This is a genomic window from Acidobacteriota bacterium, from assembly GCA_028874215.1.
Lineage (GTDB): Bacteria > Acidobacteriota > UBA6911 > RPQK01 > JAJDTT01 > JAJDTT01.
The window spans coordinates 16306-32742 of sequence record JAPPLF010000083.1; the positions used below are offsets into that span (position 1 = coordinate 16306).

The window sequence follows — 16437 nt, forward strand, 5'->3', positions numbered from 1 at the left end:
GTTTCCAGCCGCCGAATCTTGCACAGGCTCAAGACTGTCCCCTCTTATGCATTGGAACTGCCTTGCTATCACCAGAGAGGTCCATTCGCTATACTCTTCAACAACCCATGAGTCCGGCAATTCCGGGACTTTGTTTCTTTATCTTTGCCGCTTCCGCCGCATTCGGCCAATCCGTCCGGGACGAGGAATCCGAGCAGCACTTCAGAAACTGGCTGGACGAGGACGTCCGCTTCATCATCAATCCGGAGGAGAAGACCGTCTTCCGGGGTCTCTCCACGCCGGAGGAGAAGGAGCGGTTCATCGAGCAGTTCTGGCTGCGCCGGGACCCCGATCCCAAGACGTCCATCAACGAGTTCAAGGAGGAGCACTACCGCCGCATCGCCTACGCCAACGAGCGCTTCAAGGCGGGACGCGACGGCTGGCTCACCGACCGGGGACGGATCTATATCGTCTTCGGTCCGCCGGCCCACATCGAAATGCATCCCATGGGCGGACTTCACAACCGTTCGCTTTCCGAAGGGGGCGGATCCACCGTCACGTTCCCCTACGAGGTCTGGACCTACCGTTACATCGAGGGGCTGGGAAACGACATCCTCTTCGAATTCGTCGACTCCGGCATGAGCGGCAACTACCGGCTCGCCCTCAGCCCGGACGAAAAGGACGCCCTGCTGATGACCGGCTACGGGCTGACCATGGAGGAGTTCTTCGGATCCAGGACGCGCCTTGACCGGGTCCGGCAGCAGGGGATCCTGCGTCCTCTCGATCACACCGGTCTCGGCATCAACAAGAGCAACCTCCAACTCATCGAGGACTACTTCAAGGCCCTCACTCCCCCCAACATCAAGTACAAGGACCTGCAGAAACTCGTGGGGACGCGCGTCCACTACGAGGAGTTGCCCATCGGCACCCGGGCCTCCATCGTCTGGGTCAACGCCGAGCAGTTCATGGTGCCGGCCACGCTCCAGGTCTGGAACCGCCTGCTGACCTATCAGCCGGAGAACGACATCCGCAGGGCGCGGGTCGAGATCTACGGCGCCGTTCATGACCTCTTGGGAAAGACCGTCTACGAGTTCGAAGACCAGGTCTACGTCGACGACACGGGCTACCGTCCCTTCGTGGAACAGGGGAAGTCCCTCTACCAGCACACGATTCCCCTGAGGTCGGGGCGCTACAAGCTGGACTGGGTGGTCCGCGACGTTCACTCCGGAAAGATCGGTACTTCGGTCCATTCCATCGTGGTGCCGCCCAAGCCGGAGGCGGAGCTCTTCACCAGCACGCTGATCCTGGCCGACCGGATTCGAGTCCAGCAGGAGCCCGATCCGCTGGAGCCCTTCGCCACCCTTTCCGGACTCAAGGTCTATCCCAACCTCCAGAAGAATACGTTCCCGGCCGGAGAGCGGGTCGGACTCTACTTCGAGATCTACAACTTCTCCGTCGACTCCGCCACCGGGGAAGCGGACCTGAGGATTCCGCTTCGCGTCCTGGACCGAAACGGACAGGTGGTCCAGGAGATCCGCCTGGATCACGTGGGCCTGACCTACCTGGGAGAACGGGCTTCGGCCTCGACCCATCTCTATATCGACGGCATCGGGGACTACCGGGCCGAGATCTCCATTGAGGACCTGATCTCGGGCCGGAAGAAGGACATGAGCGTCCGATTTCGAATCCAGGACAGTTCGGGTTGAAACTGGGACGGGCCGGGACGAGGCTGACGCAGGCCGTCCGGTTCGCCGCAGTCCTGGCCGCAGTCCTCACCGGCGGCTGCATCGACGCGGGACCTCCCTACTCTCCGGAAGCCGCTCTCCAATCCTTTCAACTGGCTCCGGGTTTCCGGATCGAGCTGGCGGCCGCCGAACCGCAAGTGGTGGATCCCATCTCCATGGCGTTCGACGAGCGTGGCCGGCTGTTCGTCGTCGAGATGAGGGACTACCCGATCTCCGACCAGCCGCTCTCCAGGATCAAGCTGCTCGAGGACCGGGACGGCGACGGCCGGTTCGAGCACGCCAGCGTGTTCGTCGACGGGCTTCACATGGCCCATGGCGTATTGCCCTGGAAGGGCGGGATCCTGGTCGCCTGCGCCCCCGACATCCTCCATTTCACCGATACCGACGGCGACGGGCGGGCCGACCGGCGCAAGGTGATCCTGACCGGATTCGCGCTGGTCAATCCACAGCTCCGCATCAACACGCCGCTCTATGAGATGGACAACTGGATCTACGCCGCCTATCCGAGATTCGGAGTCGGCCGGCGTTTCAAGCAGTTCAGCGATCAGGGCCAGCCGATCCATTTCCCCGGTCACCCTGAGGTCGCACCCGTCGATGTCTTCGAGCGACGGTCCGATATTCGCTTCAAACCGGACAAGCTGCGGATCGAGCCGGTCACCGGCAATTCCGAGTTCGGTCAAGCCTTCAATGCCCGCGGCCACCGGTTCCCCTCCTGGAACAACAATCACCTGAGACATTCCGTCATCGAAATTCGCTACCTGGACCGTAATCCTCATCTCCAGGTCGAGAATCCCATGCAGACCGTGTCCGACCATGGCCAGCCGGCCCCCGTCTACCCCATCACCGACCATCCGCACCTTCAGAACATTCGCCAGACCCGCCTGTTGAAGGAACTCGGCCACTTCACTTCCGCCTGCGGCCAGAGCATCTATGCGGGCGGCCGGTTTCCCGAGCCGTACGGCGGGGCCTATTTCATCGCGGAGCCGGCCCATAACCTGGTGCACAGCGATATTTTGTCGACGAGGGGGGCGACCTACACCGGTGCCGGCGCCTTCGAAAAATCGGAGTTCCTGGCTTCCCGGGACAGTTGGTTCATGCCCGTCTTCACCACGACCGGTCCCGACGGGGCCCTGTACGTGGCCGATTTTTACCGCAAGATCGTCGAGCACCCCGAATGGATTCGCGAGGACTTCGTCGACGATCACGAACTGTTTTACGCGGGTCAGGATCGCGGCCGGATCTACCGGATCGTCCACGGCCAGCCGGAGCCGGCCGAGGCGCCCCGGCTCGACCGGGCCGACGCTGCGGAACTCGTCGGCCGGCTCTCCCATCCCAACCGGTGGTGGCGGCTCACGGCCCAGCGGCTCCTGGTCGAGCGCCGGGATCCGTCGGCGATTCCCCGCTTGGTGGAGCTCGCTCGCGGCGGTGCCTCGACCCGGGGCCGAATGCATGCCCTCTGGACGCTGGAGGGGCTGGATGCCCTGGACGCCGGCCTGGTTGTGGCCGGTTTGGGAGACGAAAGCCCGGAGGTACGGGAGCAGGCGATCCGGATCGGTGAATCCTATCTTTCGGACCGCCGCGTCGTGGACCGGATGATGGAGATGACCGGGGACCCGGACGATCGGGTTCGTTTCCAGTTGGCCTGCACCCTGGGGGAACTTCCTGCCGGGGACTCCTTCGAACCGCTGCTGAAGATCGTCCATGACCACATGGAGGACCCCTGGTTTCAGGTCGCCGCGCTCAGCGCCGCCGGCGAACACACGGTCGGGTGGTTTCGCGCCGTGGTCGGGAACCGGGACTTCGCGTCCCGGGAGACGGAGGGCCGGCAGCTTTTCCTGCGCCGTCTGGGGGCCATGATCGGAGCCCGCCAGAAGGCTCGGGAGCTGACGGCGGTGCTGGCGACCGTGGGCAGGGCCGCAGCGGACGCGGACCTTTGGTGGCCCGTTCCGAGCCTGGAAGGGCTGGCGGAGGGATTGAAACGCGGGACCGAACCGGAGGTCGACCTTTCCCGCCAGGCACAGCGGATCCTGTTGGAGCTGCTGTCCGGACCGAACCGGTTGGGATCGGCGGCCCTTGAGATGGCGGAAGGAGTCCGGCTGTCGAACACGCTCCAATTCCGGTCATTGATACGGCAGGCTGCGGCGGTGGCCGCCGACGAGGAAGCCGGCTTGGATTCCCGGGTCCACGCCATCCGGTTGGCGGCCCTGGACCCCACGCGGGCGGACTACGCGCTGTTGGCCGGGCTGCTGCAACCCAGCCAGCCGGAAAAGATTCAGATGGCGGCGACCCGCGCTCTGGTCGTCCTGCCCCATCCCAGATCGACCGATGTTCTTCTGGGAGCCTGGCGGTCGTTCACGGCTCCGCTCCGGAACGCGGCGCTGGACGGGTTGCTCAGGGAACCGGAGCGGGTGCCCAGCCTGCTGGACGCCGTCGAGGCCGGGAGCGTCCAGCCGTGGACCATCCGGGGCGCCAGACGGGGCCGCCTGTTTCGGATCTCGGAGGGGGAGACCCTGGAGCGCGCCAGGACTCTACTGCGGAGTTCTCCTCCCGACCTGAGGGTGCTGATGGACCAGTATGGCGCCGCCGCCCGCACCACCGGGGACGCCGCTTCAGGCCGTGAGGTCTTCAACCGGAATTGCAGCCAGTGTCACAAGGTCGGAGAGACCGGCTCCGAGGTCGGACCGGATCTGCTGAGCCTTTCAGGCCGGACCAAGTACGAATTCCTGGAGAACATCCTCGACCCCAACTCCAACATCGTCCCCGGTTATGAGGAGTACCTGGTCGAGACCAACGACGGGCGCGCCCTGACCGGAGTGATGGCCAGCCAGGGACCGGCGACGGTCACCCTGAGGCGGAGCGAGGGAGAGGAGGACACGATCTCCCGAAGCCAGATCGCCAACCTCCGCTCGCTGGGAGTGTCCGCCATGCCGGAGGGTGTCCAGGAGGACATCACCGTCCAGCAGATGACCGACCTTCTCGAGTACCTGACCCACCTGGGAGCGGCGACTGGAGCGGCGACTTTCTAGTCGCCGAACAGGAACGGCGGTTTCCCAACCGCCGATCTCCGGAGTAACAGCCCACCGAACCCGCACCGGAAGACCGAAAAATCCCCTCCCACCCTTCCCCAAAAGAAAAGGGACCGACCAATTTCACTCCTCCACTACCAGCACTCGATCCCCTTGCTCCCGATCCTCCCGCTCCTGTTTCTGACGAAGCTCCTCAAACCGCATCAGCGACCGCTTCGCCTTCTCGGTCAGGCCCTGCCTGGAATAGAGCCGGCCCAACTCGAGATGGGCCTCCTTCAACTCCGGTTCCAGCCGCACTGCGTTGTCCAACGCGGATTCCGCAGCTTCGATTTCCCCGGAATCTGCCATCGCCTTTCCCAACTGGTAGTGGACTCGAGCGTCGTCGCCCCTCAACTCGAGGCATTTCCTGAGTTGGGACACGGCCTCGGTCTTGCGTCCCAGCCGGGCGAGCAGCACCGCGTAGAGATAGCGCGAGTCGAAGTCTCCACCGTTGACCTTGAGCGCGCTCAGCAAAACCGGCTCGGCCTCCTCCAACTGTCCACTCTCCAACAACGAACCGGCCAAGGCCGTGTAGACCCCAGGGAAGTCCGCGTCCTGCCGGATGACTCGCCGGAACTCCTGCTGCGCCTGCCGGCTCTTCAACTGCTTCTGGTAGCAGACCCCCAGTTCGAAGCGGATCGCCGCCGACCGGGGCAGTTGCCGAAGACCGTAATTGAGAATCTTCTCGGCCCCGGTGTAAGCCTGACCCCGCGACAGAACCTGGGCGTATTCCAGATAGAACGACTCGTTTCTCGGCTCCCTGAGCATCGCCTGCTCGAAGTTGGAAACGGCCGCGTCGAATTGCTGCGCCTCGAACTGCACCCGCCCCAGCAGGAAGCGCACCCGTGCGTTGTCCGGGTCGAGGCTCGCACTCTTCCGCAGCGCGGTGATCGCTTCCCGGAGCTGTCCCTGGCGCGCCAGGACGAAACCGAGCCCGGCCAGCAACTTTGGGTCGTCCGGCGTCTGACGCAGCGCTTGTTCGTAGGCGTCCCGGGCGGCGGGCCAATCCTCGAGTCCGGCGCACACCCCTGCGAGCATGGCCCATAGCTGCGGAGACTGCGGGTTCCCTTGTACGGCCCGGTCGAGCAGAAGGCGGGCCCCGGCCAGGTCTCCCGAGTTGAGAAGAGCCTGCACGTGCTGGAAATCCACCGTCTGGGACCAGAGGACCGAGTTCAGAACGAAGGTCGCGATCACGACACTCAGGGAGGGGAACGATACTGGCAGAGGATCTTCAACCATCACAGTAGGGGACAGCGTTGCCCCGGTACACTCCGGAATCGGCGGTTAGGAAACCGCCGCCCCACCTTGGAAACGGCGGTTAGGAAACCGCCGCCCCACCTTGGAATCGGCGGTTGGGAAACCGCCGCCCCACATGGGCTGGGAAACCGCCGCTCCACGCTGACCCGGACTCAATTCAGTTTCCTGGGCACGCTCACGGACCAGCTCTTGTTGGTGTGACTCTTGCCGTTGACCCGGACCTCCACTTGGCCCATATGGTGGAAAGCCTTCGAGTCGCTCCTCGTCACCTCGTTCGCCTCCACCCGGACCTCCATGCCGGGACGGTCCATGGACCGTATGGAGCGGGCCTTGAGCACGGCGTTGGCAGGTTCTTTCGACGACACCGTGAAGCTCGACTCGATGATCCGGCCGTACTCCCGATCGTCAATGGACAATCGGACCGTCGCGGTCTCGTTCACCAGGTCCCGGGTGACGGAGTACTCCGTGGGCTTGGCGAGGATGTCGGGATCCGCAGGCGGCAGGATCTTCAGATCCGGCGGTGGAAGGCGCGGGCTCTGGCGCCCGATGACGGGGAGGATGATCCGGGAAGGGAAGCGCCCCCCTCGATGGATCGTGTTGGTGGCGCTCTGCGCTGTGGGCCAGGCGTTCTGGATATCGGCGCTGGTGACGGCCACCCGGATCCGGTGCCCCGGTGCGAAGACGTACGAAATCGTCTTCAACTCGACTTTGATTTCGTAAGTCTTTCCCGGCTCCAGGGGTTTCGGCTCGAAATGCGAGTCGCGATGCGTCGCATTGAGTCCCCCGTAGCGGACCAGCTTGGAAGTCCCGTCCGGGGCCACGTCGATGAGCTTGACGCGAAAATAGGCGACCTCGGCAGTGGAGGAGACGTTGAGCATCGCCGTGGGCGTCCCCGTCACTTCCAGTTCCTCTTCCAGCGGGGGTGTCGTATAGGTCAGGGAGAGGGCTTCGTCCAGCCGCTGATCGATGGGCATTCCCCAGGGCAGGACGCCGCCGCCCCAGTGAATTCCGGACGTGAGTCCCACTACGGGATCGTATTCATACTCGTCGCGCCCTTCGGCGGCGTCTTCCTCACGACTTAGCCCGCCGCCGGAGTGGAAGTAAAGCGGTGTCGGCCGGGTGCGGGCGATGGGCCACTCCCGCTCCGACCGCCAGGACCCGGGCTCCTCCAGGTACATCCGGGCCGACGGCTTCTTGTACTTCTTGACGAAAATGGTCACCGGCGGTTCGTCCATGACGCCGTTGTCGATCTCCTTGAGCCAGTAGTCGAACCACTTCACGTACTCGATGCCGCCCTCGATCCGGGGTCCGGGGACCGCCCGCTCCACTTCCGGCCACCAGTGTCCCCAGGGACCGATCAGCGCCCGTTTGGGGACTTTCAAATTCGAGTAGGCCCGCAGCAGCGCGGTGGGATAGACGTCCGACCAGCCCCCGATCACGTAGACGGCGCACTTGACCCGGTTGAAATCCTTCGCCAGCGACCGGTCCTGCCAGTAGGGGCCGTTCTGCTGGTGGGAGATGTAGCCGATGCCCCAGGGCTCGCTCTTTTCCAACCGCTCCTGCCAGATTTCGCTCCACTTGGGGCCGGCGATATCCGGATTGGGCGGCAGCATATTGGAGGCCGTCATCAAGGGAGAGAAGGTGTCGAACATGTAGGGCCGGAGGACGCCGCCGGGATAGGTCCACTCGGTGTAGACGTCGTCGTTGGCGGAGCGGACGATGATGGCCTTGAGGCTGGGAGGCGCCTGCACCGCCACCTGCCACTGCACCACGCCTCCGTAGGAGATGCCGATCATGCCCACGTTGCCGTTGCACCACGGTTGGTCGGCGATCCACTCCACCATCTCGTAGCCGTCCCGCCGCTCGTCGGCGGAATAGATGTCCTTGGTCCAGCCTCCCGAATTTCCGGTCCCGCGGACCTCGTACTGAACGACGGCATAGCCTCTTTCCGCCAGGTAGGGCGTGGGTCCGACCGGCCAGGGGAAGCCCAGGTCCTCCGAGTCGTTCAGAAAACGGTAGGGGTAGTACATCATCACGCCGGGGAACCGCCCTTCGGCGTCGGGACGCACGATCTTGGCGGCCAGCTCGACGCCGTCCCGCATGGGAACCCGCACGAATTCCACTTTGAGATTATTTTTATATTTTGGTTCAGACATCTTTGCTTTCGAATAAACGATTGATGGAGGAAGGGAAAGCAGAAATAGCGCAATAAAAACGAGCCGGCCCCATTCTTCCGGCTTCGATCGAGGCCTTATTATGCAATCGTCACGATGCAATTCCATAAATCTATTCTCCATCAATGAAGTTTATCTACTTATGTCAGTATGCGCTATATGAAGGCGTCCGGGACGGCGAGACCGCACCCGTGATGAGATCCTTCGGAAAGGAGAAATATCCCCGGGCGCCCACCTCCCTCCCGAACGGGAAGTTCTTGGTGTTCGTCTTGCCCAGCGACACATAGGTTTCGGGGTCGCCGGTTGTCACGTGGATGTCCAGACCGGCATGACCCCGGAGCCACTCGGGGCTGACCAACCGTTTGCCGCGCCAAATCCCCCGGGTTGCGATCAACAGGCCGAAGCGGGCCAGATCTTCCGAACTGATCATGAACCAGCCGGGACCGCCCCGAACCACGTTCCCGTTGATCTCGTAGGGAGGATCGACGTACTCGCCATAGTGGGGAATGGCGGGATAGAAGTCCTTCGTGTCCTGAAGCACCTTGCCGGGCTTCCATTCCCAGCGGTCGGGAGGGATTCCCATGGGACCGAACAATCGCTCGTCGATGACATCCTTCAGGTCCCGGTCCCAGAGGGCGGTCAACGCCTGGCCCAGCCGGACATAGCCTCCGCTGCTGTACCGGGTGACGGTGCCCGGTTCCGTATGGGAGTAGTTGTCGTAGATCGGGTCCCCCGTCCATTCCACCCAATCCGGGATGGTGCCGTGAATCCAATGCGCCGCCACCTCCGGGTCCCGCTCTCCCGGCTTGTTCCGCCAGTGGTAACCGCTCTCCAGGATGAATCCGCCCCGGTGGTTGACCAGTTTCCGCCAGGTGAGGGTCTTGTGATGCCCTTCATCCAGGTACTTGTGGGGATGCGACAGCTCGTCCCGCCCGGTCCAGGTCTTCCAGATGGGTTCGTCCGGATCCACCAGGCCGTCGTCCACGGCCAATCCCAGCAGGGCGCGGACGAGGCATTTCCCCAGTGACGCCGACTGGGTTTTGTAGCTGGGGTCCCCGAATGCGTAGACGAGGTAGCCCCCGCGGGTCAGGACGGCGCCCCATTCGTCATCGCCGGGTGCCGTGCCGCCGAAGCCTCCGGGGTGGATACCGGCGGCGGCGAAGATGCGATCCATCCGGCCCGCATCCAGACCCGCGTCGGCCGGATCGATCTTCACCCATTCCTCTTCCGGAAACGCGACCCACTCGGGGACTCCGAGTCCGTCCCGCCGGCATGCCGGGAGGACCCCCGCCGCGGTTCCGGCGAACGCTCCCAAGGAGAGTGTCTTCAGGCAGTCCCTGCGATTGAGCGGCGGCAGCTTGGAGTCCATTCGGCGTCCCTCCGGCATGAGGCAAGCATGGCAATGTCGTTGTTCGACTGAGTTATGTTGATATATTACATGGATCGATTGCGATTCGACTCGAGATTCCAACAGAGGATCGACTATGCCAAGAAAAAGTCTGGCGCCTTCAGGATTGGCCTGCCTTGCGCTCACCCTGGCGGTAGCGGCGCAAGAGGCGCGCCCCGCACAGGAAGACGAATCGTGGGAGCGGCAGGCCCGAGCCTACTTGAAGAGTATTCTGTACTCGCCGGAGCTGGTGGAGGACTGGATCCTGGGCAGGGCCAGCCTGGGGGAAGCCTACGACGGCGAGCTGGGATGGGTGTTTCACGACAGGCGGGTCAAACACGGGGTCGATGGATCGATATCGACCTATCGGTACGCGGGCGCCCGCCGAACCATCATGTACGGCGACAACCCTTGCCGGATCAACACCTACGGAGACAGTTTCACCCACTGCGACCAGGTCAGTGACGGCGAGACCTGGCAGGAAGTGCTCGCCGCCCACCTGTGCGAACCTCTGCGCAACTTCGGAGTCGGGGGGTACTCCGTCTACCAGGCCTACCTGAGAATGCTGCGTGAGGAAACCCGTACTCCCGCCCGGTACATCATCTTCAACATCTACGACGACGATCACTATCGAAACCTGCATGGCTGGCGCAACGTTCGATTGGGCTATACGACCGGGATGTGGCCGGCCGTGCTCGGCTCCACCATGCCCTATGTCACAGCGAATCCCGCAACCAGGCAATTCACGGAGTTCAAGAATCCCTGCCCGACTCCCGAATCGGTCCGCAACCTCAGCGACTTCGACTGGGTGTTCGAGCGATTCAAGGACGACTTCGTGCTGAAGATCGTCCTGGCGCAAAGGGACCCGGGGGCGGGCTCCCTGCAGCCGAGCTACGCGGTGATGGAGGAACTGGCCCGGGAACACGGCCTCCAGGCCAGCATCGGGACTCCGGAAGAGCTGAAACGGACGGCAACGGAGATCTACACCAGAGCCGCGCTGTTCGCCACCATGAGAATCATCGAGAAGATCGAGCGCTATGCATCGGCTCAGGGAAAACAAGTCCTCTTCGTTCTCTCCTACGGGCAACGGAACGCGGCAAAGGTGCTGACGACAGGGGAACGTTTCGACCAGAGCCTGCTTGATTTTCTAGAGGAGAAGAGGCTGCCGTATGTCGATCTGATGGAGGCGCACGGGCGGGATTTTGCCCAGTTCAAAGTGACGGTGGACGAGTACATCAAGCGTTATTGGATCGGCCACTACAATCCCCTGGGCAACTTCTTTCAGGCATTTGCCATCAAGGACAAGCTGGTCGAGCTCCTCGACCCGAAGCCCGTCAGCTATTCCACCGATCCATCGCAATACATCGAGATGAAGCCCAATCGGAGATGACGAACGCCAATGGGCGTCCTCGCAGGTCTATTCCTCCTGATCGGACTCGGTCCCGGTCCGGAGCCTCGTCTGACCGATGTGACCGACGCCAGCGGCATCCTCTGGAAGCACGGCGCCGGTTCACCCGGGAAAACCAACATCCGCGAGCAGATCGGGAGCGGCGTCGCGCTCCTGGACTACGACCGTGACGGTTGGCTCGACGTCTACCTGCTGACGGGTCCGGCCGCCAATCCGTCCGACTCCCCCGGCAACCGGCTCTATCGCAACAACGGCGACGGTTCGTTCTCCGACGTCACCGAATCGGCGGAAGTCGGTTTCCGAGGGTGGAGCATGGGCGTCTGCGCGGGAGACTACGACGGCGACGGGAACCTCGACCTCTACGTCACCAATCTGGGCCCCAATCTGCTCTATCGCAACAACGGGGACGGGACCTTCACCGAGGCCGCAAAGCGGGCCGGAGTTTCGTGTCCCCGGTTCAGCACCGGGAGCGCCTTCGCCGACTACGACGGCGACGGGGATCTGGACCTCTTCGTGGCCAACTACGTCGCCGTTGAACATACCGATCCCAGCCGGAAGGACCGGGTGTGCAACTACTACGGGCTGCGCGTGGGTTGCGGGCCCCGGGGACTCAAGGGAGCGCCCGATTTCCTCTACCGGAACAACGGGGACGGGACCTTCACCGACGTTTCGCAAGGGGCCGGCGTCGCTGACGGGGCGATGTTCTACGGCCTGGGCGTCATCTGGACTGATATCGACAACGACGCGGACCTCGATCTCTTCGTCGCCAATGACCGGAACCCCAACTACCTCTACCGGAACGACGGCCGGGGCCGTTTCGAGGAGGCCGGGCTGCTGAGCGGAGTCGCCGTCGGATGGGACGGCCAGACCCAGGCCTGCATGGGAGTGGACATCGGCGACGTCGATGCCGACGGGAACCCGGATATCGTGGTGACCAACTTCTCGCGGGAGTACAACGCCGTCTACAAGAGCACGGCCGGGAACCTCTTTTCCGACATGAGCCCCCAGATGGGCTTGGGGCGGCCCAGTTTTCCGTTCGTGGCCTGGGGCACGCAATTTTTCGACGTCGACTCCGACGGGGATCTGGACCTCTTCGTCGCCAACGGCCACACCTACCCCCAGGTGGAAGAACGTGAATGGGACGAGCGCTACGCGCAGCGGAACCAGTTGTTCCTCAATACGGGGTCGGGACGATTTCGGGAACTGGTCTCCGCGGGTCCGGGCCTGGCATTGGCCAGGTCCAGCCGCGGAGCCGCGTTCGGCGATCTGGACAACGACGGCGACGTCGACGTGGTGGTCAACAACGTGGACGATTCCCCGACCATTCTGCGAAACGACACGCCTCGAAAGGGCCACTGGCTGTCGGTCCGGCTGGTGGGGAAGGGCCCCAACGAACCGGCCATCGGCGCCCGGGTCACGGCGGTCGTCCCCGACCGCACGGTGACGCGGGAAGTTCGAAGCGGCGGGAGCTACCTTTCGCAAAACGACCTGCGCCTGCACTTCGGCTTGGGAACTGCCCAACGTCTCGACCGGCTGCTGGTCCTTTGGCCGGACGGTCGGGAGCAAGTCCTGGTGGACGTGCCCGTGGATCGCTTCCTCACCGTCACCCGCACTGCGGAGTGATCTGCGCAACCGCCATACGCATCCTTCCGGGAGTGTGTAAGGGACCGCACGCGGACATCCGGGTAGAGGCGTCTCAATCCAACAAGCTGGACTACTTCGGTGGTCCGGTCCGAAATATTGGACAGTTTCCTGGCCGTGCGCGGCAGGAAACTCGTGGGCGAGTTCCTAAATCCTTTGCTATCCACGGCTTACCGGAACGATCCGGAGCCTCGCTGGACAGTGGAACTTCCATTGCTTACAATTCGGGCATCAAGTTCCACCCTGCCCTAACGTGGAACGCCATCCGATCAGAGGGGTGCAACGCCCCGCCGCCGCAGGAGCCGCACGATGAAGATTCGAAACACCAGATCACTTCGGGTATTGGCCGTCGCGTTTGCCTTCGGGCTTGCGTTGACCACCGTCACGGTGGCACAGGTCAGCAAGGGTGTCATTCTCGGCACCATTACCGACCAGACCGGCGCCGTCATGCCGGGCGCCGAGGTGGAGGTCGCCGCCACCGGGACCGGCGTCACCCGGCTCATGGTCACCGGCGAGGATGGCAACTACCGGATCGTGAATCTCGATCCCGGAGAGTACTCGGTTCGGGCCCTGCTGCCCGGCTTCAAGCCCAAGACCGTTCAGGGAATCATCCTCCAGGTGGACCAGCGGGCGCGGATCGACGTGGAGCTGGAGGTGGGCGAGGTCGCCGACGAGGTGACGGTCCAGGGAGTCACTCCCATCATCGCCACCGACCAGGCGACGGTGGGCGAAGTCATCGAGCGGGAGAAGGTGCTGGAGCTGCCGTTGAACGGGCGCCAGTTCCTTCAGTTGGCGGAACTGACGCCGGGCGTCCAGAGGACCACCGTCGGCTACATGGAATACAGCGGCGGCAGCATCTCGGCCAACGGGATGTCCGACCACTCCAACAACACCATGGTCGACGGGGTCATGAATCAGGAGAGCGGCGCCGCCCGCATGAACTTCTCCCCCAGCATCGACCTGATCCAGGAGTTCAAGATCCAGACCAACGTCTATGACGCCGAGTTCGGCCGCAGCGGCGGAGCCCAGATCAACATCGTCACCAAGCGCGGGTCGCTCGACTACCATGGCGCCCTCTACATGTTCCACCGAAACGACAACCACGAGGCCCGGAACTTCTTCGCCAGGAGGATTCCCGAGTTCCGGCGGAGCCAATTCGGAGGCTCGTTCGGCGGACATATTCCGGGCTCGGAGGACGATTTCTTCTTCTTCAACTACGAAGGACAGCGGGCCGCTCGGGGCTTGACCGTTCCCATCAGCGTGCCCCCGGCGGATATCAGGAACGGTGACTTCTCGAGCCTGCTGGCGCCGGGCACAAACTGCATGGACCACAGCAACAACAAGGGTTGCATCTACGACCCGGCCACCCTGGATCCCGCGACCGGCACCCGGCAACCGTTCCCCAACAACATCATTCCCAATGACCGGATCACACAGCAGGCGAAGTTCATCAACCAGTTCTTCCCCAATCCGACGACTGCGGGATTCTCCGGGAACTACATTGCCAGCCCGGACCGGATTCGAGACAAGGACCAGTACTCGATTCGTTACGATCGCGACTTTTCCGACAGTGACTCCATCACCTTCCGCTTCACCTACCAGGACCGCAAATTCCTGGAGCCGCAGCCGCGGGGCAGCACGACACCTCTCGTCGGGTTCCGGCAGAATCAGGACCTGAACGGCGAAAATCACAAATTGGGATGGACGCACACGTTCAGCCCCACCACCATCAACTCCTTCAACTTCGGATTCAGTCAGTACCACCAGATTCGGGACAACGAGACCACGCTGCCGGACCTCTACGTGCAGGGAGGCAGCCGGGGCGCCGTCACCGGACCCGAATTCTTCGAGGGGGCGGGCATCACGGGAGTGGCCCCCGACCGGCAAAAGGCGGGAATACCGACCATCAACATCAGCGGCTGGAGGACCATTGCCGACGACACCTTCGCGCCGTTGGACAATCCCTACAACAACTACGTCTACTCGAACACCTTGAACAAGGTTCAGGGCAACCACTCCTGGAAGGTGGGGATCGAAGTCATTCGCAACGCCATGGACATGGCGTTCGAGGCCAACAGCCGGGGCATCATCAGCTTCTCGCCCCGCTTCAGCGTCGCCAGCGTCGGAGCCCCCGGCGATCAGTTCAATGCCTGGGCCGACTACCTGCTGGGAGCGGTCACCAGTTCCGGCATCAACGGCGCACTGCTGCAGCTCAACACCAAGCAGACCTGGTGGATGTTCTTCCTCCAGGATGACTGGCACGTGCATCCGGACCTCACTCTGAATCTGGGAGTGCGCTACGAGATCTGGCAGCGCCCCTATGACGCGGAGAACCGGATCACCGGCATCGACATCGCGTCCGGCCAATGGGTGTTCGCGGAGTCGATTCCGACCCTGCCCGGCACGCCCCCCAATGCGGTCACCAATGACGAATTTAACTACGATCGCAGCCTGCAGAAAGTCGGCGGGGCTGAAATGAACGATTGGGGCCCGCGGGTCGGTTTTGCCTGGCGCCTGTTCGGCGACAACAAGACGGTGCTCCGGGGTGGATACGGCGTCTTCTACAGTTGGCAGGTTCTGGACATTCCCATCACCATGGGACTGGGCCGGCCCTGGGTGCCGCCGACCAGCATCTCCAGCGACCGGGACGTTCCCGCCATCAGTTTCGGCAGTCCCTTCGGTACGACTGTCGTTCCCGCCACGGGAGGCCGGGGCCTGATCCGAGACAACCGAACCCCCTACCTGCAACAGTACTCCCTCAGCCTCGACCGCGAGCTGCTTCCCTCCATGGGAGTCGAAGTCGCCTACGTCGGGAATGCAGGCCGCAAGAACGTATTCAATTTCGGCCTCAACAATCCCTATCCGGGTCCCGAGCCCACGGCCGAGCGGAGGGCTCTCTGCCGCAACGCCGGCATCTGCGACCTGTCCGGGATCAGTGGGCCGGTCAACTGGGGCACCAGCAACTACAACGCGCTTCAGGTCAAGTTGCGCAAAGAGATGGGACCGGATGGACTCATGCTCCTGGGCGCCTACAGTTGGGGCAAGGTCCTGGGGACCTCCATCGCGGGACCCCAGCTCTGGGAAGGCCAGCCGATTCGCGACTGGAACCGGAACTGGAAGGCGGACACCGGTCCCACCAGGTACGACACGCGTCACCTCGCGTCCATCAGTTGGGTCTACCAGTTGCCCTTCGGAAGGGGGAGGCCACTGGGCGGCGACATCGGACGAACAGCCGACCTGATCTTCGGCGGCTGGAAACTGGGTGGAATCGGCACCTTCCAAACCGGAGCGTTTCTGACCCCCAGAGACATCTTCAATGCCTCCAATGCCGGGGGAACGCGACCCAACCTGCTGCGCAATCCCAACGACCTGGGTCACTCGTCCCGGGATCAGATGATCAACCAGTTCTTCCACACCGGCGACAGGTACTTCGCACGGACCGCCCCGTTCACTTTCGGCAATGCCGGAACGGGGACGATCGTGGGGCCGGGACTGCAGCTTTGGGACATTTCACTTTACAAGGACTTCTACGTGGCTGAAGAACAGCGGGTGCAGTTCCGCGTCGAGTTCTTCAACGCCTTCAACCATGTGAATTTCGGGAATCCCAATACCAGCTTCGGCTCGGCGGCGTTCGGAACCATCCGCAGCGCCGGTGATGCCCGGCAGGTTCAGTTCGGCCTGCGCTACGATTTTTAGGAGGGGCTTTTTTGCTACCGCCCCGTCTCCTCTATTGCGGTCGGCAAGCGTAGAGGGGGGACTGCCGTCCCCCCTCCCCCCCTGT

Annotated in this window: 8 protein-coding genes; 5 read left to right on the forward strand and 3 right to left on the reverse strand. The window is 63.1% G+C overall.

Annotation, left to right across the window (positions count from 1 at the left end):
- Nucleotides 1-107: 107 nt before the first annotated feature.
- The gene (locus OXT71_16635; protein ID MDE2928022.1) at nucleotides 108-1685 is read left to right on the forward strand and encodes a GWxTD domain-containing protein; all 1578 of its coding nucleotides are present in this window, start codon (nucleotides 108-110) and stop codon (nucleotides 1683-1685) included.
- Entirely contained in the window at nucleotides 1682-4750 is a 3069-nt protein-coding gene (locus tag OXT71_16640) for a c-type cytochrome (protein ID MDE2928023.1), read from the forward strand. Before OXT71_16635 ends, OXT71_16640 begins: the two co-directional genes overlap by 4 nt.
- A 123-nt stretch (nucleotides 4751-4873) precedes the next feature.
- Here OXT71_16640 and OXT71_16645 read toward each other — a convergent pair whose 3' ends face one another.
- The 3 genes from OXT71_16645 to OXT71_16655 form a co-directional block, all read right to left on the reverse strand.
- A complete protein-coding gene (locus tag OXT71_16645) occupies nucleotides 4874-5983 on the reverse strand; it encodes a tetratricopeptide repeat protein (GenBank protein MDE2928024.1) in 1110 nt (369 codons plus the stop codon).
- A gap of 215 nt (nucleotides 5984-6198) precedes the next feature.
- Nucleotides 6199-8202 (reverse strand): CocE/NonD family hydrolase, encoded by a 2004-nt coding sequence (locus OXT71_16650; protein ID MDE2928025.1) that lies wholly within the window; start codon nucleotides 8200-8202, stop codon nucleotides 6199-6201.
- A gap of 163 nt (nucleotides 8203-8365) precedes the next feature.
- The gene (locus tag OXT71_16655; protein MDE2928026.1) at nucleotides 8366-9589 is read right to left on the reverse strand and encodes a serine hydrolase; all 1224 of its coding nucleotides are present in this window, start codon (nucleotides 9587-9589) and stop codon (nucleotides 8366-8368) included.
- Between the two features lie 115 nt (nucleotides 9590-9704).
- Between OXT71_16655 and OXT71_16660 the strand changes: the two genes are divergently transcribed.
- The 3 genes from OXT71_16660 (at nucleotide 9705) to OXT71_16670 (ending at nucleotide 16352) form a co-directional block, all read left to right on the forward strand.
- On the forward strand, nucleotides 9705-10997 hold the full coding sequence (locus OXT71_16660) for a hypothetical protein (GenBank protein MDE2928027.1): 1293 nt from the start codon (nucleotides 9705-9707) through the stop codon (nucleotides 10995-10997).
- A 9-nt stretch (nucleotides 10998-11006) separates the two neighbouring features.
- On the forward strand, nucleotides 11007-12638 hold the full coding sequence (locus tag OXT71_16665; protein ID MDE2928028.1) for a CRTAC1 family protein: 1632 nt from the start codon (nucleotides 11007-11009) through the stop codon (nucleotides 12636-12638).
- A 327-nt stretch (nucleotides 12639-12965) separates the two neighbouring features.
- Nucleotides 12966-16352: a TonB-dependent receptor gene (locus tag OXT71_16670; GenBank protein ID MDE2928029.1), complete on the forward strand. Its 3387-nt coding sequence runs from the start codon at nucleotides 12966-12968 to the stop codon at nucleotides 16350-16352.
- Nucleotides 16353-16437 lie beyond the last annotated feature (85 nt).